Source organism: Corynebacterium sp. HMSC076C10, from assembly GCF_001812455.1.
Classification (GTDB): Bacteria; Actinomycetota; Actinomycetes; order Mycobacteriales; family Mycobacteriaceae; genus Corynebacterium; species Corynebacterium jeikeium_D.
The window spans coordinates 1-20,991 of sequence record NZ_KV809107.1; the positions used below are offsets into that span (position 1 = coordinate 1).

The following is a 20,991-nucleotide window of genomic DNA, read 5'->3' on the forward strand; positions in this document are numbered from 1 at the left end:
AAGTGGTGATGCATTCACCGCCTGACCCTACCTGGCAAATTTTGTGCTCAAAGTGTCATAAACCTAGTCACTTTCTCCGCGGGTGAGCGCACCCGCTAGTCTTGAGGCATGACTGAATCGGCGCGCGAGGAGCGCAAAGCGACTGGGACCTCTTCTCAGACGAAGAGGCGGCGGCGGAATCGTCGCCGTTCTCAACGCGCGTCGGCAGCGGGCGCGAAAACACCACCAACAGCACCGGCTTCCACCACAACGGACGCAGCCACAACCAAGGCAGCTACGCCGGCCTCAACCACCACCGACGCGGCCACGACCAGCGCGGCTACTACCGGCGCAACCGCAACCGGCGCGAGTACCGCTGGCACACCCACACCGGCCACACCCACACCGGCCACAGCCGAGACCGCCGCAACAAAGGCTGCTGACGAGCACAAACAGTTCTCGTCAGCGGAGGACGCTCCTTACGCAATCGTGTCCATCCAGGCCACGGGCATCCATCCCAAGACGTCTCGGCTGGTCAGCCTGGGGGTGTCCACCGTCGACAGCAGCGGCAACATCGTGGACACCTGGCATGTCGTCATCAATCCCACCGAGGATCCCGGCCCGACACACCTCCACGGCCTCGAGCCCGCGGACTTCGAGGGGGCTCCGAAATTCGGGGTGATCCAGGCCAAGCTCGCGCACGCGCTCGATGGGCGCACGTTGGTTGCTCATAATGCGCCGCTGGTCTGGGGTTTTATAGTTGCCGAGGCCAAGAGGGCCCGTCGTCAAGCGAATCGTGAGCGATCCGCGCGGAATAAGCGGGGGCGTCGTCGTACGCGCACTCGCGTCGCGAGAATTCCGGCGCCCGCACGGATTGCCGATACGTTGGAAACGGCGCGCCGCCAGGGCAAACGGCTTGACGACGCACGCCTGCGCGCCGTCGCGCGCGCCTACGGCCTCGATGTGCCTTCACCCGAGGCATCGATTGCCGGCATCTCGGTGCCGGAGCGGGTGCGGACGTTGGATGACGTCACCACCACGCTTGCGCTCTTCCGCGCACAGGGCGGGCTCGACGAGGGTACAACCCTGAACATGTACACGCCCGACCAGCTGCGCGAGGACATTGTGGGCCTGCAGCGCTCGACAGTGCGTGTCGACGCGATGGAAGCGCCGCGCCCCGTGGAGAACCCCGGCCGTTATACGCCGGGGCGGCAGCTCGCGACGGGCATGGAGTTCGTCGTGGCGCCAGAGGTGTCGCTGGACCCGGATGAGTTGATTGCGGCGGGTGTGCGGGCTGGGCTGGCGTACTCGGAGAAGGTCACTCGGGAGTCGTCGGTGCTGGTGTGTAACCGACCTGCGGATGTGACGCCGGATCAGCTAACCGGCAAAGCCATGCATGCCCACCGGAAGGACATTCCGATCGTTTCCGATGAGGCATTTCTGCGACTGGTCGGCGAGATGGAGAAATAGGGCTCGGGCTTTTTGCCAGCGCATTCGTTCTATGAATTATTCACAGTAAAATACACAGTTATGAAAGAAGGCACTTCACATAACGACGTAAGTGACCACAGTCGCGACCGCACAAGCTCCCCGAGCCTGCGCGCACGGTTCGCCACATCCGCCGCTCACGCCGCCACCTGGGCTTCCCGGAAGTCCGGTCGCGGCGCGGGCGGCATGATCGGTGGCCTGATTGCGCAGAAGATTGACCCGCGCATTCTGGCCTCCCTCGGCAAGGGACGCCCGGCCGCGATCATCACTGGCACCAACGGCAAGTCCACCACCACCCGCATGTTCGCGGCCGCCATGCGCGCCGCTGGCCACAACGTGGCCACCAACGAAGGCGGCGACAACATGGACGCGGGCATCATCTCCGCGCTGCTCGCTACTCCCGATGCGGACAGCCTGGTCCTGGAAGTCGATGAGCTGCACGTCCCGCACATCGCAGAGGATCTGAAACCGCAGGTCCTGGTGCTGCTGAACCTTTCCCGCGACCAGCTCGACCGCGTCGGCGAGATCAACAAGATTGAGGCCACACTCCGCGCTGCGGTGGACGCTAACCCGCAGGCGACGGTCATCGCCAACTGCGACGACCCACTCATCGCATCGGCTGCGTGGGATGCCAAGAAGGTTATTTGGGTCTCCGCGGGCGGCGGCTGGACCAACGATGCCACCTCCTCCCCGCGCACCGGCGGCCCTATCATCCAGGACGGCCACGACTGGTATGCCGTGAAGCCACTCCCGGACGGCTCGGAGTTCAAGCGCCCTGAGCCGGACTACCGCATCACTGCGGAGGGAGTCATCACGCCTGCTGGCGACACCCTGCCGATGAACCTCACGCTGCCGGGCAACGCCAACCGCGGCAACGCCACCTTGGCAATCGCGGGCGCTGTCGATATGGGCGCGGACCTGGGGAAGTCCCTCCGGGCCACCGAGACCGTCGACAACGTTGCGGGCCGCTACTCCACCATGGTTGTGCGGGATGACAAGGGCGCCGAGAAGCACGTGCGCATGCTGCTGGCCAAGAACCCCGCGGGCTGGCAGGAGGCGCTGTCCATGGTCGACCGCACCGCAGATGCAGTGGTCATCGCAGTCAACGGTCACGTCGCTGACGGCGAGGACCTGTCCTGGCTGTGGGATGTCCGCTTCGAGGACTTCGACGGCATGGATGTACTGTCCGCGGGCGAACGCGGAACTGACCTCGCGGTGCGGTTGCTGTATGCGGGCATCGATGCGAGGTTGGTCGCAAATCCGCTGCAGGCGATCCGGTCGTGTGAGGCGCGGGGGTCGTCGTCAAGCGTTACCCGAGTTGAGGTGCTGGCGAACTACACCGCCTTCCGCGATTTGAAGCGCGACATCGAACGAGCACAGGAGGAAAAGTAAATGAGCGAGCTGTCTATCGGCCTGATCCTCCCGGACGTGCTGGGCACCTACGGCGATGACGGAAATGCGCTGGTGCTGCGGCAACGCGCGCGGATGCGGGGGATTGACGCCGAGATTGTCCCGATCAAGCTGGGCGATGCCGTCCCCACCGACCTGGATATTTACACCGTCGGCGGCGGCGAGGACGTCGCACAGACCATCGCGGTGGAGCATCTGATCAATGACGGCGGCATCAAAAAGGCAGCCGAAGCTGGGAAGCAGATCCTCGCGATTTGCGCGGGCTTCCAGATCTTCGGCAATTCCTTCCGCGCGGGCGGACGCGACGTCGCAGGTCTCGGCCTTGTCGACTGCACCACCGATTCGCTCGAGTCGCGCGCGATCGGCGAAATCTGCACGCTCATCGATCCCGAGAACGGTTTGCTTGACGACGTCGACGCCAGCCCACTGACTGGCTTCGAAAACCACATGGGTCGCACGACCCTGGGTGCCGATGCGAAGCCGCTTGGTCGGGTTGTCCGTGGCGTGGGCAATACCGGCCCGGAAGTGGAGCAGGCGGACTCCGGGATTGCTCCGGGAGTGGATGTTTCTGCACTCACACCGACCGGTGGCGTCGAAGGCGCGGTGCAGGGCTCGATTATCTGTACCTACCTGCACGGACCTGTGTTGGCTCGCAATCCGCAGCTGGCTGATCTTTTGCTGGCCCGCGCTACCAACCAGGACCTGTCGAGCCTGGCTCCGCTGGACCTCGAGGTCGTGGATAAGCTGCGCGAAGAGCGCATCCTGTCCAAGCCGCGTCCGAAGAGCGAGCGCTAGTTTTGTAGTTTCGCGCGCGGCCGGTTGGCGGGCCTAGACCTTCAGCCGGCCCGTCAGCGCGCGGGACAGGGTCAGTTCATCGACGAACTCCAAGTCACCACCGAGCGGCATGCCGGAGGCCAACCGAGTGACCTCGAGATCCGGGAAGTCCCGCAGCAGCCGGGCCAAATAGGTGGCGGTGGCTTCGCCCTCGGTGTTGGGGTCAGTCGCGATGATGACCTCGTGGATTTCTGGGGGTTGGGTCTCGTCGACGTCGTCAAGCACGCCTGCGATACGTTGCAGCAGCGTGCGGATATTGAGCTCGTTCGGACCGATGCCGCCGAGCGGATCGAGCGCCCCGCCGAGCACGTGGTAGCGACCGTTGTACTCCCCCGTGCGCTCGATGGCCTGGATATCGCGCGCCTCTTCAACGACGCACACCAAACCTCGGTCGCGGCGTGTGTCCGAGCAGTACTGGCACACATCGGTTTCCGAAATATTGCCGCAGACCCGGCAGAATTGCACACCCTCGCGCACCCGACCAAGCGCGGATTGGAGCCGGCCGATGTCCTCCGGCTCCGCCTTCATCAGGTAGAAAGCGATACGCTGAGCTGACTTCGGGCCGATGCCCGGCAGGCGCGAGAACTCATCAATGAGATCTTGGAGTGGTCCTTCGAACAATGATAATTACCTACAAATACTGGTCTGAAACGCTAATTTAGAAACCGAGGCCACCGAGACCGTCGAAGCCCTGGGACAGCGGGCCCATCTTCTGCTCCGCCAGCGACTGCACCTTAGCGGTAGCGTCCTGGAAAGCAGCGAGAACCAGGTCCTGCAGCCTGTCGACGTCCTCCGGGTCAACGACCTTCGGATCAATGGCGATGTCCGTGACCTCGCCCGAGCCCTGCATAGTCACCTTGACCAGACCGCCGCCGGCCTCACCGACGATGGTGGAAGCGACGATCTCCTGCTGAGCTGCCTGCAGCTGTGCCTGCATCTGCTGTGCCTGCTGCAGAATTGCGTTCATATCTGGCTGAGTCATAACTAATGTTCCTAACTATTGTGCTCTTTACGTGCTGATTTGTAGTTACGCGCACGTTTCTAAGGCTCATCGCCCATGCTTTACGACGCGCATCGCCGCCCCATTCTAACGGCTCTAGCGGTCTTCTAGCGGTTTGGCTCCCAGCTCCTTTTCCAGCATCTCCATGACCACGTCCTTTAGCGAGCGGTGATCGAGAGACCCGACCTCGTTCGCGGCCTCGAAGTACTCGGAGGTGTCCTCTTCGTAGTTGTTGTCCTGCGGGGTTTGGGGAACCGGGTTGTAGTTGGTGTTGGCGTTGGAGTTGTAGTTGGACGGGTTGCGCGAACCGTAGCTCTCTGCGCCCTCTGGTGGAGCGAACTCCTCCATCGGCTCTGGTGGCAGTGGGACGCCGCCGAAGCCCGAATCCTGATTGGCCTGGGCCTGAGCGTTCGCTTGGGCATTGGCCTGTGCGTTTGCTTGTGCCGCGCGCAGGAATGACTGCGGCTGGTTTGGCTGCTGCGGCTGTTGCTGGGCCGGGTTCGGGTTCGGTTGAGCTGGCTGGCTTGGCTGACGTGACTGATGTGGCTGAGCCGGCTGGTCGTGACCTGCCTGCTGTCCCATCGCAGCACGCTTGGCGGCTTCGATTTTGGCACGGCGCTCAACAACGGATGCGTATGTCGATGACCGCTGCGGGCGCGGTGCTGGCTCTGACTGCGTCTGCTGTTCCTGCTGTACCTGCTGCTCAGATGTCTCTGGTTGCGCTGGTGCTGCGGGGGTCGGTGCAGGGGCGGTGTCGTTCGGCGAGGACGAACCTCTTGACGACGAATCATCCTCCCCGGAACCACCACCAGTAGCTGTTGAACGCGGTGCGCGCGGGCGCGTACCGACGACACAGTGCACCTGGCCGTTGAAGCCCGTCACCTGCTTCACGGCAGTGGATAGTGCCTGAGCGTAATCAGGCGTATTGAGCCTGGTAGCGAGCGCTCCTGTGCTGTGTCCAATGACGAGCGTGTCGTTTTCGACATCGAGCGGTACCGCCTGCTCGGCCAGCACGCGAATGGGGAACGCATGCTGTCCGTCGACTGCTGCGAGAATCTCCTGCCAGTGCTCGCGGATTTTCTCGATACCGGCGGGTGCAGGTTCGGGCTCCGGCTGTGGTGTTGGTTCCGGTTGCGGTTGCGGTGCTGGCTCTGGTGCTTGCTGAACTTGCGGCGCCGGCTGCGATTCTGGTGCCTGAGTAGTCTGCGTTGGCTGCTCAGGCTGGACTGGTTGCTCGGGCTGGGCGGCCTGAGTTGGCTGTTCAGAGTGAGCTGGCGAGGCAGAGACAACTGGCTCTTCCTCGACAATCGACATCGAGCCGCCTTCCCCCTCACGCTCGCGGGTTTGCTGCTCACGCTCCTGCGCAAGCTGCGCCCGAGTCTGCTGCTCGCTGATGCGGGCATGCTCCGCCATCTTCCGACGGAACTCACGAATCTTCTCCGCCTGAGCTTCTTCCTCGGACATCGGCTGCTCAGCCGATTCAGGATGCTGCGGTTGTTCGGCCGGCTGAGACTGCTCAACTGATTCGGCCGGCGTAGGCTGTGCAGGCTGTGCAGGCTGCTCAGCGGTCGCAGTAGATGCTTCTGGTGCAGGCTGCGGCTCAGTTACCGACTCCTGCGACACCGGTGCCGCTGGTGCAGACTGCTGCTGAACAGGTTCCGGCTGAGCCTGAGGCTGCGACGGTGTCTGCGCTGGCGCTGCCTGCCCAGCACGACTGCCCTGGGTCTGCGCACCCTTCTTACGCTGGGCATTCCGCTGGCGCCATGCCTCACGAGCCGACTGGCCAGACTGCATCGGCGAAGCATCGGCCTCAGCCGCACCCGACCCCGGCCCCGCATCGGAAGACACCGGTGCCGATGCGGGGGTTGCGGCCCCCGAGCCGTCGGCAAGCGCGGGCCTGCCGTGTTCCAACGCCTCTACGCGCTGCAGCAGCGACTCCACGGAGTCTTCGGTGGCGGGCAGGAGCATGCGCGCGCACAGGACCTCGAGCAGCAGACGCGGCGAAGTCACGCCGCGGAAGTGACGCAGGCCGTCAGAGAGCACCTGCGTGAAGCGCGTCAGGGTAGCCGGGGGAATTGTCCCGGCCTGCTCCAGGACGCCGTCGATTTGGCTCTCCGGAATCTCTACAAGCCCCTGCTCCAGCGCGTTCGGCACTGCGGACAGCACCAGCAAATCACGCACCCGGCCAAGCAGATCCGAGGCAAACCGAGCCGGATCCTGGCCCGACATAATCACACGCCCGACCACGCTAAACATGGCCGCGCGATCGCCTGCCGCCAGCGCCTCAATCGCATCCGTGATGATTACGCTGTCAGTGACACCGAGAATGGCCGCAGAAGTCTCATAATCCACACCATCGGTGCCGGAACCAGCAATGAGCTGATCCATAACCGACAGCGAGTCACGCGGCGAACCGCCACCGGCCTGGATGACCAGCGGATACACGTCCGGCTCTACCCGCACGCCCTCGGCCGTGACCACACGTTCAAGCAGCCCGCGCATATCCGGCGGGGTCAACAATCGGAACGGGTAATGGTGCGTACGCGAACGGATAGTCGGCAGCACACGCTCCGGCTCCGTGGTCGCAAAAATGAAGATGAGATGCTCCGGCGGCTCCTCCACAATCTTCAACAGCGCATTGAAACCCGAGGCGGTAATCATATGCGCCTCGTCAATAATGAAGATGCGGTAGCGCGACTCCGCCGGCTGGAAGATAGCCTTTTCCCGCAGCTCACGCATATCTTCCACACCGTTGTGGGAAGCCGCGTCCAGCTCAATAACGTCCAAATTGCCCGGACCACCCGGCGCCAACGCACGACACGACGCACACTGGCCACACGGTGTGGCCGTCGGCCCCTCCGCACAGTTCAAACTGCGCGCCATAATGCGCGCCGACGAGGTCTTGCCACAGCCACGCGGCCCGGAGAACAAATACGCATGGTTGATGCGGTTGGGACGCCCCTGCGCATCACGAGATTCCAACGCCGCCGACAGCGGGTCAGTTACGTGCCGCTGCCCCACCACTTCGGCGAACGATGCCGGACGATACTTCCTATACAGAGCCACGTGCTCAGCCTACCTTCCACCCCGGACCGGCTAGTTCGAACCCTCCTGGGCAACAACCGACTCGCGGCACCAATCCCGCAGGTCAGCGTCCACTTCGGCCAACTTCTGCATCAACGCCTGCGGACCCTGCTGCTCATAAAACACCAGCTCCGCATCCGTAATTGGCACCAGCTGCGTCATCGTGGTCATGCGCCCCTGCGGCGACTCCACATCGCCCTCATGCAGGCTGATCTTGCCCGGCATCTCGGACACATTCGGCACCCCGTCGCTCCACACATACGGCACCCTGCACAGCACGTGCGCCACGGTAAAGGCAGTGCTTGACGACGACTCCCCTACCTCGGCCACCTGATCGGCAGCCAGCCGCACCGCATTCGGAATAACACGGCCCGGAATTGGCGACAGGAACTCCGGCTCTTCCTCCACCAGCGCTCCCGCGGCCGCGACCATGGTGGCCACGGGAAAATCAGCGTATGCGACGGAGAAGAGCTCCACGCGGATATCCGTCTTTGCTGCGCCGGTCAGACCACAGTAGTTGCGGCCCAACTCCACGGTGGCGGCTGCCGTTTCCGGACGACGCACGTTCGCTTGGCCGTCCGGCCCGTCGTAAAGCGAGAACTCAGCGACCCGAAGCGGAGCCGAATCGTGTTCCTGCCCGTGCCGACCACTGGCCGGCAGCTCCGTCACATACTCGCCGACCTGGGGTTCTCCGGGGAAAAGCCCGGAGATCCAAAACTTCGTCTCTTCGAAGTTCATATAGTCCTATCCCGACCTACCTGGCCTGCTTAACCTACGCAGTCGCCTTCTCAGCGGCGGCGAGCAGCACACAGGTAGCGACGCCATCCATAGCAACCTCGAGCTCCTCCATCGGAGGCAACGACGGTGCCAGGCGGATATTGCGGTCATTCGGATCCTGCTTCAGCGGGAAGGAAGAACCAGAACCGGTCAGCGCAATGCCGGCCTCCTTAGCCAGCTCCACCACGCGACGAGCGGTGCCATCAACTACGTCGAGGTTGATGAAGTAACCGCCGGTCGGCTTCGACCACTCTGCCACGCCGTACTCCGACAGGCGCTCATCCAGAATCTGCAGAACCTTCTCAAACTTCGGAGCCAGCGAACCTGCGTGACGGCGCATCTGCTCGCGCACGCCCTCCGCGTCACCGAAGAACTTGGCATGAGCCAACTGGTTGACCTTGTTCGGGCCAATGCCACGGATACCAGCGTGCTTGAGGTAATCCTCCAAGTTGGCGTCCGAGGAAGCGTAGAAAGCAATGCCAGCGCCTGCGAAGGTGATCTTCGAAGTCGAGCCGAAAGCCCACACGCGGTTCGGATTACCGGCCTCTTCCGCCCACTTAATGACGTTGTGAATCTCCGGGAACTCATCCGTCAGCGTGTGAACCATGTAGGCGTTATCCCACATCAGACGGAAATCCGGAGCAGCGGTTTCCATTTCAACCAGACGGCGGCAGACCTCAGCGCTGTAGGTCACGCCCGTCGGATTCGAGAACATCGGGACATTCCACATGCCCTTAATCTGCGGATCGGAGGCCACCAGCTTCTCCACGACATCCATATCCGGACCGTCTTCATTCAGCGGCACCTGGATCATCTCAATGCCGAAGTGCTGCGTAATGGAAAAGTGCCGGTCATACCCCGGAACCGGGCACAGCCACTTCAGCACCGGCTCCTCGTTCCACGGGCGCTCCGAGTCCACATTGCCGAACTGCATGGCCCACGAAATCAGGTCAAACTGGATGTTCAGGCTGGAAGCATCCTGTGCCAGGACGTTTTCCACCGGCAGATCCAGCAGTTCCGCCCAGATAGCGCGGATATCAGTAATGCCTTTGGCGTTGCCGTAATTGCGGACATCCTCCCCAGAAGCCGAAATGTAATCCGGCGCCGGGAGACCCAGCAGGGCGTTTGCGAAATCGAGCTGCTCCGACGACGGCTTACCACGAGTCAAATTCAGTGCGAGGTTACGGGATTTCAGTTCCTCATATGCCTTCGCAAACTCATCCTTGTGTGCCGCCAGCTGCTGAACATCGAAGGAATCCACGGCCATGGTGTACGCACCCTCCCAGGTATCGGACATAAGTTAAAACCTGACAAAACTGGCACGGAAAACCTTTTCCCCGCGCCGCATCCGGCTTTGCAACCAAGTGTAAGGCATACCCCGGATTGGGATTTCTACAACTTCCCCGACAGCGCATCCAGACGCTGCTTACTCGGCCCCTCCAAGCCGATAATTTCTACCTCTTTGCCCCGGTCAGCAAACTTGACCCGCACCGAATCCAATGCCGCCACTGTGGAGGCATCCCAAATCTCAGCCTCCGACATATCGATGACAATCCGCTGCGCAGGATCGGTGTAGTCGAATTGGTACACCAGGTCGTTACTGGAGGCGAAGAACAGCTGCCCCCGCACCTTGTACGTCCGGGAGTGGGCGCTGGGGTCGTCGTCAAGCACTTCAATCCTGACCAGGTGAGCGACACGGCGCGCGAACATCAGCGACGCCACGACCACACCCAAAATCACGCCGATGGCGAGGTTATCCGTCGCCAGCGTAGCGATGACCGTCACCAGCATCACCGCCGTCTCCGAACGCGGCATCAGGCGCAACGTCCGCGGGGAGATCGAGCGCCAATCGACCGTGTCCACCGACACCACGACCATCACCGCAACCAGCGCCGCCATCGGAATCACTCCAACTGCAGAACTGAGCAGAAGGACCAGAATGAGCAGGAAGACACCGGAAAAGAGCGTCGTCAAGCGAGTGCGTCCCGACGATTCCTTCACACCCACCATCGTCTGACCGATCATCGCGCAGCCAGCGATGCCGCCGAAGAAACCGCCCGCGATGTTCGCCACGCCCAGCCCCCACGTCTCACGGGTCTTGTCCGAATGCGTGTCGGTGATGTCGTCCACGAGCTTCGCCGTCATCAGCGATTCCATGATGCCGACAATCGCCACGCCCACCGAATACGGCGCAATCAGCTGCAGAGTCTCCCAGGTCAGGGGCACATTCGGGATCAGCAGCTGCGGGAGAGATTCCGGGAGCTCGCCCATATCGCTCACGTTCGGCACGCGCCAATCCGCCACCACCGCAACAAGCGTGACGACGAGCACAGTCACCAGCGGAGCCGGAATCGCGGTGAACACGCGGGGCAGGAACACCATAATCGCAATACCCAAAGCGACCAGCGGATATACCAGCCACGGCACATCGATGAGATGCTCCAGCTGCGCAGTGAAAATGAGGATACCCAGCGCGTTAACAAAGCCAATCATGACCGCGCGCGGAATGAAACGCTGCAGCTTAGCGATACCCAGCGCCGCAAAAGCAATCTGCAACACACCCGCGAGCAGCACCGTTGGAATGAGGTAATCCATCCCGTACGTCCGCGACAACGGCGCGACGACGAGCGCAACCGAACCAGCGGCAGCAGTAATCATGGCCGGGCGACCACCCGTAAAGGCAATCACGATGGCCATAATCACCGAGCTAAACAGGCCCACCGCCGGGTCCACGCCCGCCAAGATGGAAAACGAAATGACCTCGGGGATTAGCGCGAACGACACCGCCGCGCCGGCCAGCAGCTCGGTGCGCAGGCGCTTCGGTGAAGAAACTGCGAACCGGAAGGAGTCCCACACGCCCATTGGCGCTGGGGTTTCTCGGGTTTCTGGTGCTGGTGTTTCTAGCGGTTCTCGTGTTGTCTGTGGTGGCACTCGCGTGTCGTCTGCATCGCTCATGCACAGTATTCTTCCAGACCAGCGAACGCGACCACTTGTGGCCAAGGTATTCACCTATCGATGCGCTGCAGCGTGGCCATAAGTGAATAGCTCATCGATAGGTGAAATGGCCTGGCCAATATCGCGGGGATAAGTGCCGAAAAACATCGATAGATCACAGGAAACCGCCGACAAGTGCCCGAAACCTGGCCATAAGTGCCAGAAGAACGCCGGGGATAAAAAAAGGGGACCCCACGCACCCGTCAGAGCTCGCTGACCCTTGCTGCATTCCTGCCCTGGGGGAGTTCACGAGATGGACGCCACATGGGATCCGTGAAGACAGCCTACTACAGGCCCACGCAAAAAGTCACACTGCTAGCGCTCGCCGCACCGTTCAGCGAAGAACTGCCACACTAATCAGGGCGTTGCCACCACGGATTCGTCACCAGTTTCGTGACAGCATTCATGACAGTTCCCCGCCTCCCCGCAGCCCCCGGCATACACTGCAAATCCACTCACCTGCATAAATACAAGAAAACCCCCGGCGTAAACCGGGGGTCTTCACTCTGCGGAGGATGTGGGATTTGAACCCACGAGGGATGTGACTCCCGCACGCGTTCCAGGCGTGTGACATAGGCCGCTAGTCGAATCCTCCAACGTCGTTAAAGACTACCCAACAAACCCCATTTTCCCAAAACGCTCCCCCTACCAGGGAAAACGAGGCATTGAAGCGGCACTCCCGCGCAATCGGTGCAACCAACAGCAACCAACTCCGGCTGCCGACTGCCGACTGCTGTTTCGCCCCCCCCACTCCCGGAATTTTTCCGGGAGTTACTTAGCCAGCCGAGCAATCGCCGCCGAGGCCTCCTCCAGCTTGGCGTCCAACTCCTCCGGGCCGCCCTCAGCCGCATGCACCACACAGTGATGGAGGTGAGCATCCAGAAGAGTTAACGCCAACGACTTCAACGCCGAATTCACCGCCGAAATCTGGGTCAAAACATCGATACAGTACTCTTCGTTCTCAATCATCCGACCAATGCCACGAACCTGCCCCTCAATGCGACGGATACGGGATTCATAACGCCGCTTCTCCACGAGATAACCGGGATCAGTGGTGTCATGGCAGCAAGAATCGTCGTCAAGCGAATGCGATTGCGACGAACAACAAGACTCACTCATGAGTTACTCCTTTTTGAATAGCTGGTTGACTCGGAGAAAAACCGCGCAGACGCAGACTGTTGCCGACCACAAAAACCGACGAAAACGCCATCGCAGCGCCAGCCAACATCGGATTCAACAACCCCAGCGCGGCGACAGGAATTGCCAAAACGTTGTAGAAAAACGCCCAAAAAAGATTCGAACGAATCGTGCGGAGCGTCCGGCGTGACAACCGCAGCGCATCCGCAGCCGCCAACAGATCACCACGCACCAGCGTGATATCCGCAGCCTCCATCGCCACATCGGTGCCCGTGCCCATCGCCATGCCCAAATCCGCCTGCGCAAGAGCCGCAGCATCATTGATGCCATCGCCGACCATCGCCACACACGCGCCGCCAGCCTGCAACTTCTCAATCGTCGCGACCTTATCCTCCGGCATCACTCCCGAAATCACATCCTCGCGAGCAATACCGACCTCATCTGCGACCCGAAACGCCGGGCCGGCGGCGTCGCCGGTCAGCAGAATCGGCCGCACCCCCCACTCCCGGAATTTCGCGACCGCAGCCGCCGACGTCGGCTTCACCGAATCCGACACCTCCAACGTGCCCAGGAGCTCGCCGTCGCGGCGCACCGCAACCACCGTCCCCCCACTCCCGGAATTTTCCCCGGAGCGACCGACCTCGATGCGGTGGCCATCCACGGTGCCTTCAACCCCCACTCCCGGAATATCCCGGAAATCCGAAACCGGGAGTAGAGAATCCGGATCCGCCGCACGCACAATAGCCTGCGCAATCGGGTGATGCGACGCTGCCTCCACCGAAGCAGCAAGCGGCAGCAGATTTTCGGGAGTGGGAGGGACCTCCGTCAGCTCCATCACACCCGTAGTCACCGTGCCGGTCTTATCCAGCACAACCGTGTCGACCTTCCGCGCCGACTCCAGCACCTCCGGGCCACGCAGCAGCACACCAACCTTGGCACCTTCACTCGTGCCGACCAGGAGCGCTGTGGGCGTCGCTAAGCCAAGCGCACACGGGCACGCGATGATGAGCACGGCGACCGCAGCCGTGACCGCCTCACTCGCGCCGTGCCCCGTAAACAACCACGCGCCCAGCGTGACCGCGGCGATCGCGATGACGGCGGGCACGAACACTCCCGAAACCCGATCCGCCAGCCGCTGCACCGGCGCCTTACCCGTCTGCGCCGCCTCGACCATCGCCGCCATCTGCGCCAACTGCGTCTCCGAGCCCACGCGCGTCGCCCGCACGAGCAGCCGCCCTGACGTATTGATCGTCGCCCCCGTCACCTCATCGCCAGGGCCGACCTCGACAGGCATCGGTTCGCCGGTCAGCATCGACGCATCCACCGCCGACGCGCCCTCCACGACAACGCCGTCCGTCGCGATCTTCTCACCAGGCCTAACGACGAACACCACTCCCGGACGGAGCTGTTCCACGGGCAGCCGCTTCTCCACTCCCGAACTTTCGAGAACGGAGACATCCTTGGCGCCAAGCTTCATCAACTCCCGGAGTGCCTGACCGGCGTTGCGCTTGGAGCGCTTCTCGAAGTAACGACCAATCAGCACAAACATGATGATGCCGGCCATCGCCTCGAGGTAGATGTTCATATCGGCATCACCAGGAGTGACCGTGAAGTGGAACTCGTGCTTGAGCCCCGGCAGCCCGGCACGCCCGAAGAACAACGCCCACACACTCCAGAGGAACGAAGCGGTCGTCCCCATAGTGATCAGCGTGTCCATGGTGACCTCGCCATGACGCAGATTCTTCAGTGTCGCGCGGTGGAACGGCCAGCCGGCCCACACAAAGACCGGCGCCGAGAGCGTGAGACACAGCCACTGCCAATTAGTGAACTGGAGGGCAGGGATCATCGACATTGCGATGACGGGAGCGGTGAGGATGACAGCGCCGATGACTCGGTTGCGCAGGTCTTCCAGCTCCCGGTCTTTCCCTTCGGGAGCAGCACCCGGTTCTTGTTCGGGCTCCTCCTGCGGAAGCTCAGCGGTGTACCCCGCTGCCACGATTGTGTCGATCAGTTGCTGCGGGTTGATGTCCGCCGGCGCCTCCACATGCGCCTTCTCGGTCGCATAGTTCACGCTCGCGTTAACGCCATCAAGTTTGTTCAGCTTGCGTTGGATACGGTTTGCGCACGACGCACACGTCATCCCGCCGACGGGGATATCAAGGGTGAGAAGTTGCTGCTCAGACATCCGCTTTCCTCTTTGGGGGTTTAGTTTGCGACCGCCTTGTAGCCAGCTTCATCCACTGCTGCGATTACGGCAGCGGTGTCGATGTCTGCATCCGAGGTCACGGAAAGGAAATTCCGGGAGCGGTCAACCTGGACATCAGTGATTCCCGGGAGTTCAGAGACTTCCTCCCGCACCGATGCCTCGCAGTGTCCGCATGTCATGCCAGTAACAGTAAAAGTTTGATTAGCCATACCCCAAAGTATACCCCCTACGGGTATATCTGTAAAGCTATTCGCGCTGACGGTAGCCCGAGTAGGCCCGCCCCGCGAGAGCTGTCGGGTAGGCAAGGTTGAATTCGGGCGGCGCGTGCGGAGACGGCGGGTGGCGGTAGACCGCGCCGGAGCCGTCGTCACGCTCGAGGTGCCCGTTGAGGCCTTGCCTGTCGTCATCGTTGGCGGCGTTGTGTTCTTTGCAGGTCATGACCATGTTTTCCATAGTCGTGGCGCCGCCGTTTTTCCTGGCGACCAGGTGATGGGCCTGCCCGGCGTGGGCGGGGCGCGGGCACCCGGGCCACGCGCAGATGGGGTTGTCGAGGATCATCGCGATGCGCTGTTCCTCCGTCGCCAGGCGCGGGTTGTGTATCGGGAGTAGGTCGGTCGGAGTGTTGTGCTCGTCGTAGACCAGCACCCAGCCGGTGTCCGCGAGCAATGCCTCGACGAATTGTCCGGGAGTGAGGACGGAGCCGTTGGAGGTCGCCGCAAACCGCGGGCTGTACTCCACGATGTCTTGCGCGGTTACGATGAGCGCGGGCTGGTAACGGAGCTTGTCGACGTCGTCAAGCGGCCCCTCCGACCCGTGCGCCAAGCGTTCTGCCAGCGCTTGACCGACGCACCGATCCCGGGTGTAATCCTCGTGCGCTTTGGCGATTTCAGCTGCGCGCACGGTCAGCGGCGCGACCAGGTCGTCAATCATGTTCGCCGGACCAGTGACCTGCAGATGCTTCATCCCGCGGATGTCCGGATTCCGGGAGACGTGGGCGCGCAGGTGCTGCGGCGGCTCGTCGGTGCGGTTGAGCTCCTTGACCTTGGTGCGCATGTAGGTGTCGAGGCCCTCGAAGTCGTAGGCCGCGGCGGCGCGGGTGAAGTCCAGGCGGTAGTACTCCCGGATTTCGACGTTGTTGAGCTGCCCGGAGCGCTTGTCGATCTGCATGACCGTGTCCAGCGACAGCTTCAGCTCCCGGGCGATTGCGACGGCCTTGTCGCGGGATTCGACGTCCACATCGCCCTCGACGGTGCCGAACAGCCGCTCGGCACAGCGCAGCAGGCGCTTGAGGCGGAAGGGGTCGAAGCCGATGCTGGCTGCCAACTCCCGGTGCCCGGTGGATTTTTCCGGGAGTGCGGCGCGCAGGTCCGCGAGCACGTCAATACCCCGTGTCGCCAGCGCGCTGAGCAGTCCCAATGTCGTCATGGGGCTAAGGCTAGTTTCCGGGAGTGGGCGGCTTCAATCGCTTTTTGGCGTTGTCCACAGCCGTCGTAAAGCATGCACAATCTGCACAAACGGGCTTGACGACGCACTCCCGAAAGTGCCCTACCGGAACGCGACCTCTCCCACCGGCCGACGTAATTTCCGGGAGTGGAGGGTGTCGGGAGCCGCGGCCATGTCCTCGCACGCGCGCACGGCGGCCATGAGGTGCTCTTCCTTGGAGGACTGGTAGAACTCGCGGGCGGATTTCGGGAGTTTGGGTTTGTCGTGCAGCGGCATGTCGGAGACGCTGAGCAACGCGCCGTAGGGCACGCGGAAGCGGTAGCCGTTGGCGGCGATGGTGGCGGATTCCATTTCGACGCCGATGGCGGTGGATTTCTGCAGCTCTCGGTAGAGGTCGGTCTGGGAGCGCCACTCCCAGTTGCGGTCGGAGGTCGACAGCACGGTGCCGGTGCGCAGGCGCTTTTTCAGCTCATCGCCGGTGAGTCCGGAGACGCGGGCGAGCGCGTTGGTGACGGCGAGCTGAATTTCCGCAATTGGCGGGATGGGTTTTTCCAGGGGCACGTAGTTGTCGAGGACTCCGTCGGCGCGGTCGTAACCGTTGGCGAGAATCATGTCGCCGATGCGCATGCGGCCGTCGAGACCGGCGCAGTGTCCGACCATCATCCAGCAGTGGGGGCGCGTGACGGCGAGGCAGTCGGTGATGGTTTTGGCATTCGAGGGGCCGACGCCGATGTCAATGATGGTGATGCCGCATTGGTCGTCGCGGAGCAAGTGGTACGCCGGCATCTGCGAGGCGTGCGCGTGCTGACGGCAAACTCCGGGAGTGGGGATGGCGCCGATGTCGTAGCGCTTCCCACCCGGGCACGCCAGCGCCGTGTACCCGTGCGGATTTCCGGGAGTGAGGGTGGCGGCGTATTCGAGGAACACGTCCGTGTGCAGCTGGTAGTTGGTAAATAGCACGAAGCGCTGGATGTTTGCGGCGTGCGACCCGGTGTAGTGCTCGAGGCGCTGGAGGGCGAGGTCGATGCGCTGGGCGGTAAAGAGGCTCAAAGGCTTGATGAGCAGACCCAGGTAGTCGGCTTCGCCGTCGGCGATGGTGTCGTCGATGCTGGCGGAGTCGATGGGGGTAAACGTCTTCTCCACTGCCGCCAGCATGCTTGCCGACGCCCCTTCCCTCCCCGCCGCTTCCTCGGCGGCCGCGTCGAATCCGCGGCACATCCGGAGTGGGATGGGCTGGTCGGAGACGCGCACCTCGACTTCGCCGCCGTGGTTGGCGAGCAGGTCGGTGATTTGCTCGATGAGGTAGGTGCGGAACATCACCGGGCGGGTGATGGTGGTGGCATACACTCCCGGACGGTCGACGAAGCCGTGTGACAGGGAGGGGTCGACATCCTCGACGGCGCTGCCGGCTGGAACGGTGAAGCGTAGTTCGGGGTAGTAGGCGCGCACCGGCCCACTCCCGGAATTTCCTTCGGTGGCGGCGGTGTACTGCTCGACTAGGTAGGCCATCCCTGCCCGGTGGATTTCGGTGAGCCGGTCGACGGCTGCGGCGGCGTCGGTGTAGAAGTCGCCTTCGCCTTCGGTGGGCCAGAACGGGGGTGTTGCGGAGTCTCGTACCTGCATAGCCCAAGGCTAGGCGGAGAGGTTCCCGCGCGCATCCGCGCCGCGCTCATCACGCCAGGCACGCGCACGAAACCAGCAGCTCAGTGCCGGCTCCACACTCCTTCGCGGCTGCGGCGGACCTCAAAGACCTGGTGCACGTGGTAGCCGCCGATGGTGGGGATGGTGAGGAAGTGGCGACCGTCGTCAAGCTCGTGCCAGAGGATGCGGCCGTAGCGCACGCCGTCGCGGACGTGGGCGCTGAGGTAGTCGGCGCGTTGTTGGCCGCGGAGGGTGGCGTAGAAGGCGGGGTCGACGGGTAGTTGGACGAGATTCCGGGAGTGGGGGTCGATGTCGACTTCTTGCAGTCGGATGGCGACGGGTCGGCCGTCGACGAGAAGGTCAGCGGTGTGACGGCTGAGGTGGATGATGTGGACGTCGCTTATTGAGGTGTGCATTTGGCGCTCCTATTCGCTCTTCCCCGCAGGCGGTCTGTGGGGCTGATCTTCCTTTGGGGCACCGGGTCCGCGAATCGGGCGGTTGCCTATCGACGCTGTCAAAGGCCATTTCTCGTCGATATCTTGTGATCGTGCCGCCCACCCTAACACCAACTAGACAGCTTTGTCTACCATCTCCCGCACGCTTTACGACGAGGCCCCCACCTCCCCCTCCCGGAAGCTACCCCTTCCCCGTCAGCACCAGGACCACCAGCGCCACGTTGAGCGCGATGATGAGTCCGCAGATAACCCACGCGACCCGGCGCAGTAGTGGGGTGTTGGCCCAGATGCCCATCTCGGCACGCGAGGAGGTCATGCGCACCAGCGGGACCAGCGCAAACGGGATGCCAATCGACAGCACCACCTGGCTGAGCACGAGCGCCCACGTCGGCTCCACGCCGCTGGCGATAATCAGCAGTGCCGGGATGATGGTGACTACGCGGCGCACCAGCATCGGCACGTGCACCTTCAGGAGGTCGCGCATAATCAGGTCGCCGGCGTAGCAGCCGACAGAGGACGACGCCAGCCCGGAGGCCAGCAGCCCAACGCCGAAAAGTATGCCCACCACGGGACCAAGTGCGCTGGTCACGGCAGCGTGGGCGCCTTCAATGGAGTCAGTCCCCTCCACTCCCGGAAGCGCTTCGGCCGCAAGACACAGCATGCCGATATTCACCGACCCGGCCAGCACGAGGGCACCGAAGACATCGATGCGCGTGGCCCGCAGGTGCTGGCGCAACGAAGCGTCATCTTCCACCTTGTACTCGCGGTCGCGCACCAGCCCGGAGTGCAGGTAGACCGCATGCGGCATCACGGTCGCGCCCAGCATGGACGCCGCCAGCACCACGGTGTGCGCGCCTTGGAAGCGCGGCAGAATTCCGTTGGCCATCTCCCCCAGGCTTAAGCCCGTAACAAATAGACCGGCCAGGAACCCCACCGTAATGACCAGCAGGAACGCCACAATCACGCCTTCAAAAGTGCGTTGCGAACGCCCACCCTGCAGCAGCAACAGCCCCAGCGAGACCACACCGACGATGACGCCACCGAGCAGCATCGGCGTCCCGAAAAGCAGATACAGTGCGGTGGCACCACCAATGATTTCCGCCACATCCGTCGCTGCTGCCACAATCTCGGCCTGCACCCAGTACGCCAGTCGCCCCGGCCGGTTCGAACCGAAGCGGTCGGCAACGCCTGCGGTCAGCGACCGCCCCGTCACCAGGCCGTACTTCGCCGAAAGGTACTGCACAACCATCGCCATGAGGTTGGACACCACCAGCACCCAAAGCAGCAGATACCCGTAGCTCGCCCCCGCGGACAGGTTCGCAGCCACATTTCCGGGGTCCACGTAGGCAATCGCCGCCACAAACGCAGGCCCCAGCAGACTCATCATGGGCTTGCGGTTTTTCTCGCTTGACGACGTCACTTGCGCCCCTTGCACCCCTGAATCTTTCACCCGGCCATTATTTCACGGCCCCGACACTAAATCTTCAATCAGCCCAAAATTTGGGCAGCCATGGTGCCACCGAGATTTACCAGGCGGTCGGGGATGTCGTCGTCAAGCGAACCGACAAATACGACGGGTTCGGCCGCAAGCTCCCACTTGTAGCCGGTCGTGATGGTTTTCATGGCATTTTCCGCGCCGGTGGTGTCGAAGCCGCCACGGATCCAGTAGGAAAATGGCAAACCCTTGGTGGCTTCCTGCGCCTCGCGGAAGGTGGTGTCGAAGAAGTGCTTGAGCGCGCCGGAGATGTATCCAAAGTTGGCGGAGGTACCGAGCAGGATAGCGTCGGCACTGGTCAGGTCATCGATGGTGGCGTCGAGGGCCTCGACGACCTTGACATCCACGCCCTCTAGCGCGGGGTCGTTGGCGCCCTCGAGCGCATGGCTTAAGACTTCCTGCAGAAGCGGGGTCGGGGAATGGTGGACGACTAGAAGAGTAGGCATGCCCCGAGGGTATCGGCAGTGATAGGGTAAGCGCAGGTTTCAGCAACAATCCAATGTTTATCAATTCGAGTAAACGTGGCGTCCAGTAAGAAAGCCTCAAATTCGTACTGAACTAGGCGGCAATCGAAGAACGGAAAAATAGATGGAACCATACATCGGAATTGCAGTTTTTGAGTTAACAAAGCAAAGAGATTCAACCTCGGCGAATGAGAGCTTCTTCCGTGAGGACTTATACATTGTCTTTGCCGATTCTGATAGCGCCGCATACGCGCAGGTCGAAGCATTAGCCCACGAAAATGAATTAGCCCCAGAAGATCCTTCCCACTCGGGAGGATCTGTCACGTTGCGCCACATCGTCGATGTCGCCCCCGCTCTTTACGGTCGCGTCGATACAGACATCGACATCTATTCTCGCCACTTCGCATCCCTCGAGGATTACAAACGCTTCGAAATGAAATTAGGTGGCAAAGATCCTCTAGCGGAATCCTAAGACCCATATCATGAACCGCTCCCGCAATTTTGCAGTTGCTGCACTTCTCTTAGCCTTGGCTTGCTACATTGGACTGCTTTTCGTCAGCACTGCACTCTCCGATGCCTGGACA

Annotated in this window: 18 protein-coding genes, 1 tRNA gene, 1 other RNA gene and 1 riboswitch; of the genes, 4 read left to right on the forward strand and 16 right to left on the reverse strand. The window is 62.3% G+C overall.

From position 1 onward, the window contains the following. Positions 1-108 precede the first annotated feature (108 nt). From HMPREF2857_RS03895 to HMPREF2857_RS03905, 3 genes are read left to right on the forward strand one after another with little or no spacing between them, the layout of a single operon-like run. Positions 109-1,449 carry an exonuclease domain-containing protein gene (locus HMPREF2857_RS03895; protein WP_083310503.1) on the forward strand — a complete coding sequence of 447 codons (1,341 nt, stop codon included), beginning with the start codon at positions 109-111 and terminating at the stop codon, positions 1,447-1,449. 60 nt (positions 1,450-1,509) lie between these two features. Beyond that, complete coding sequence (locus HMPREF2857_RS03900) at positions 1,510-2,859, forward strand: MurT ligase domain-containing protein (RefSeq protein ID WP_070642822.1); 1,350 nt, start codon at positions 1,510-1,512, stop codon at positions 2,857-2,859. Then, entirely contained in the window at positions 2,860-3,672 is an 813-nt protein-coding gene (locus tag HMPREF2857_RS03905) for a type 1 glutamine amidotransferase (RefSeq protein WP_070642823.1), read from the forward strand. 33 nt (positions 3,673-3,705) lie between these two features. On the opposite strand, the gene recR is transcribed toward HMPREF2857_RS03905, so the two are convergent. The 16 genes from recR to HMPREF2857_RS03985 all read right to left on the reverse strand — a co-directional run bounded on the left by recR (position 3,706) and on the right by HMPREF2857_RS03985 (position 20,389). After that, positions 3,706-4,332: a recombination mediator RecR gene (gene recR / locus HMPREF2857_RS03910; protein WP_005511888.1), complete on the reverse strand. Its 627-nt coding sequence runs from the start codon at positions 4,330-4,332 to the stop codon at positions 3,706-3,708. Between the two features lie 37 nt (positions 4,333-4,369). Continuing rightward, positions 4,370-4,693 (reverse strand): YbaB/EbfC family nucleoid-associated protein, encoded by a 324-nt coding sequence (locus HMPREF2857_RS03915; RefSeq protein WP_070642825.1) that lies wholly within the window; start codon positions 4,691-4,693, stop codon positions 4,370-4,372. Between the two features lie 114 nt (positions 4,694-4,807). Then, positions 4,808-7,777 (reverse strand): DNA polymerase III subunit gamma and tau, encoded by a 2,970-nt coding sequence (locus HMPREF2857_RS03920; RefSeq protein WP_070642826.1) that lies wholly within the window; start codon positions 7,775-7,777, stop codon positions 4,808-4,810. Between the two features lie 30 nt (positions 7,778-7,807). Continuing rightward, positions 7,808-8,533, reverse strand: coding sequence for a suppressor of fused domain protein (locus tag HMPREF2857_RS03925; protein WP_070642828.1), 726 nt, complete (start codon positions 8,531-8,533; stop codon positions 7,808-7,810). A gap of 34 nt (positions 8,534-8,567) precedes the next feature. Next, positions 8,568-9,839, reverse strand: coding sequence for an aspartate aminotransferase type Ic (locus HMPREF2857_RS03930; protein WP_210384771.1), 1,272 nt, complete (start codon positions 9,837-9,839; stop codon positions 8,568-8,570). 125 nt (positions 9,840-9,964) lie between these two features. Next, positions 9,965-11,434 (reverse strand): SulP family inorganic anion transporter, encoded by a 1,470-nt coding sequence (locus tag HMPREF2857_RS03935; protein ID WP_070642832.1) that lies wholly within the window; start codon positions 11,432-11,434, stop codon positions 9,965-9,967. Between the two features lie 313 nt (positions 11,435-11,747). Beyond that, an RNA gene (gene ffs, locus HMPREF2857_RS03940) (signal recognition particle sRNA small type) lies at positions 11,748-11,842 on the reverse strand. 233 nt (positions 11,843-12,075) lie between these two features. Continuing rightward, positions 12,076-12,161: transfer RNA gene (locus HMPREF2857_RS03945), tRNA-Ser, on the reverse strand. A gap of 176 nt (positions 12,162-12,337) precedes the next feature. Continuing rightward, on the reverse strand, positions 12,338-12,685 hold the full coding sequence (locus HMPREF2857_RS03950; protein ID WP_065421667.1) for a metal-sensitive transcriptional regulator: 348 nt from the start codon (positions 12,683-12,685) through the stop codon (positions 12,338-12,340). Then, positions 12,678-14,888, reverse strand: a complete 2,211-nt coding sequence (locus HMPREF2857_RS03955) for a heavy metal translocating P-type ATPase (protein ID WP_070642833.1) — start codon at positions 14,886-14,888, stop codon at positions 12,678-12,680. Before HMPREF2857_RS03955 ends, HMPREF2857_RS03950 begins: the two co-directional genes overlap by 8 nt. A 20-nt stretch (positions 14,889-14,908) precedes the next feature. Then, the gene (locus HMPREF2857_RS03960; RefSeq protein ID WP_049172422.1) at positions 14,909-15,118 is read right to left on the reverse strand and encodes a heavy-metal-associated domain-containing protein; all 210 of its coding nucleotides are present in this window, start codon (positions 15,116-15,118) and stop codon (positions 14,909-14,911) included. Between the two features lie 37 nt (positions 15,119-15,155). Further along, the gene (locus HMPREF2857_RS03965) at positions 15,156-16,334 is read right to left on the reverse strand and encodes an HNH endonuclease signature motif containing protein (protein WP_070642835.1); all 1,179 of its coding nucleotides are present in this window, start codon (positions 16,332-16,334) and stop codon (positions 15,156-15,158) included. Between the two features lie 120 nt (positions 16,335-16,454). After that, on the reverse strand, positions 16,455-17,975 hold the full coding sequence (locus HMPREF2857_RS03970; RefSeq protein WP_070642837.1) for an AMP nucleosidase: 1,521 nt from the start codon (positions 17,973-17,975) through the stop codon (positions 16,455-16,457). Positions 17,976-18,055: 80 nt separating this feature from the next. Next, positions 18,056-18,409 (reverse strand): hypothetical protein, encoded by a 354-nt coding sequence (locus HMPREF2857_RS10875; protein ID WP_080969589.1) that lies wholly within the window; start codon positions 18,407-18,409, stop codon positions 18,056-18,058. A 10-nt stretch (positions 18,410-18,419) separates the two neighbouring features. Beyond that, positions 18,420-18,540, reverse strand: a riboswitch (SAM riboswitch). A gap of 89 nt (positions 18,541-18,629) precedes the next feature. Beyond that, the gene (locus HMPREF2857_RS03980) at positions 18,630-19,868 is read right to left on the reverse strand and encodes an Nramp family divalent metal transporter (RefSeq protein ID WP_070642838.1); all 1,239 of its coding nucleotides are present in this window, start codon (positions 19,866-19,868) and stop codon (positions 18,630-18,632) included. 68 nt (positions 19,869-19,936) lie between these two features. Continuing rightward, a complete protein-coding gene (locus tag HMPREF2857_RS03985) occupies positions 19,937-20,389 on the reverse strand; it encodes a flavodoxin family protein (protein WP_049190179.1) in 453 nt (150 codons plus the stop codon). Between the two features lie 142 nt (positions 20,390-20,531). On the opposite strand from HMPREF2857_RS03985, the gene HMPREF2857_RS03990 reads away from it, so the two are divergent. Further along, positions 20,532-20,879 carry a DUF4288 domain-containing protein gene (locus HMPREF2857_RS03990; RefSeq protein WP_016421859.1) on the forward strand — a complete coding sequence of 116 codons (348 nt, stop codon included), beginning with the start codon at positions 20,532-20,534 and terminating at the stop codon, positions 20,877-20,879. Positions 20,880-20,991: the final 112 nt, after the last annotated feature.

What these genes read in the sequence shown, in the direction of transcription:
- HMPREF2857_RS03895 (WP_083310503.1), top strand. Translation starts at nt 109, where the DNA reads ATGACTGAATCGGCGCGCGAGGAGCGCAAAGCGACTGGGACCTCTTCT.
- HMPREF2857_RS03900 (WP_070642822.1), top strand. Translation starts at nt 1,510, where the DNA reads ATGAAAGAAGGCACTTCACATAACGACGTAAGTGACCACAGTCGCGAC.
- HMPREF2857_RS03905 (WP_070642823.1), top strand. Translation starts at nt 2,860, where the DNA reads ATGAGCGAGCTGTCTATCGGCCTGATCCTCCCGGACGTGCTGGGCACC.
- HMPREF2857_RS03915 (WP_070642825.1), bottom strand. Translation starts at nt 4,693, where the DNA reads ATGACTCAGCCAGATATGAACGCAATTCTGCAGCAGGCACAGCAGATG.
- HMPREF2857_RS03925 (WP_070642828.1), bottom strand. Translation starts at nt 8,533, where the DNA reads ATGAACTTCGAAGAGACGAAGTTTTGGATCTCCGGGCTTTTCCCCGGA.
- HMPREF2857_RS03930 (WP_210384771.1), bottom strand. Translation starts at nt 9,839, where the DNA reads ATGGCCGTGGATTCCTTCGATGTTCAGCAGCTGGCGGCACACAAGGAT.
- HMPREF2857_RS03935 (WP_070642832.1), bottom strand. Translation starts at nt 11,434, where the DNA reads ATGGGCGTGTGGGACTCCTTCCGGTTCGCAGTTTCTTCACCGAAGCGC.
- HMPREF2857_RS03950 (WP_065421667.1), bottom strand. Translation starts at nt 12,685, where the DNA reads ATGAGTGAGTCTTGTTGTTCGTCGCAATCGCATTCGCTTGACGACGAT.
- HMPREF2857_RS03955 (WP_070642833.1), bottom strand. Translation starts at nt 14,888, where the DNA reads ATGTCTGAGCAGCAACTTCTCACCCTTGATATCCCCGTCGGCGGGATG.
- HMPREF2857_RS03960 (WP_049172422.1), bottom strand. Translation starts at nt 15,118, where the DNA reads ATGGCTAATCAAACTTTTACTGTTACTGGCATGACATGCGGACACTGC.
- HMPREF2857_RS03965 (WP_070642835.1), bottom strand. Translation starts at nt 16,334, where the DNA reads ATGACGACATTGGGACTGCTCAGCGCGCTGGCGACACGGGGTATTGAC.
- HMPREF2857_RS03970 (WP_070642837.1), bottom strand. Translation starts at nt 17,975, where the DNA reads ATGCAGGTACGAGACTCCGCAACACCCCCGTTCTGGCCCACCGAAGGC.
- HMPREF2857_RS10875 (WP_080969589.1), bottom strand. Translation starts at nt 18,409, where the DNA reads ATGCACACCTCAATAAGCGACGTCCACATCATCCACCTCAGCCGTCAC.
- HMPREF2857_RS03985 (WP_049190179.1), bottom strand. Translation starts at nt 20,389, where the DNA reads ATGCCTACTCTTCTAGTCGTCCACCATTCCCCGACCCCGCTTCTGCAG.
- HMPREF2857_RS03990 (WP_016421859.1), top strand. Translation starts at nt 20,532, where the DNA reads ATGGAACCATACATCGGAATTGCAGTTTTTGAGTTAACAAAGCAAAGA.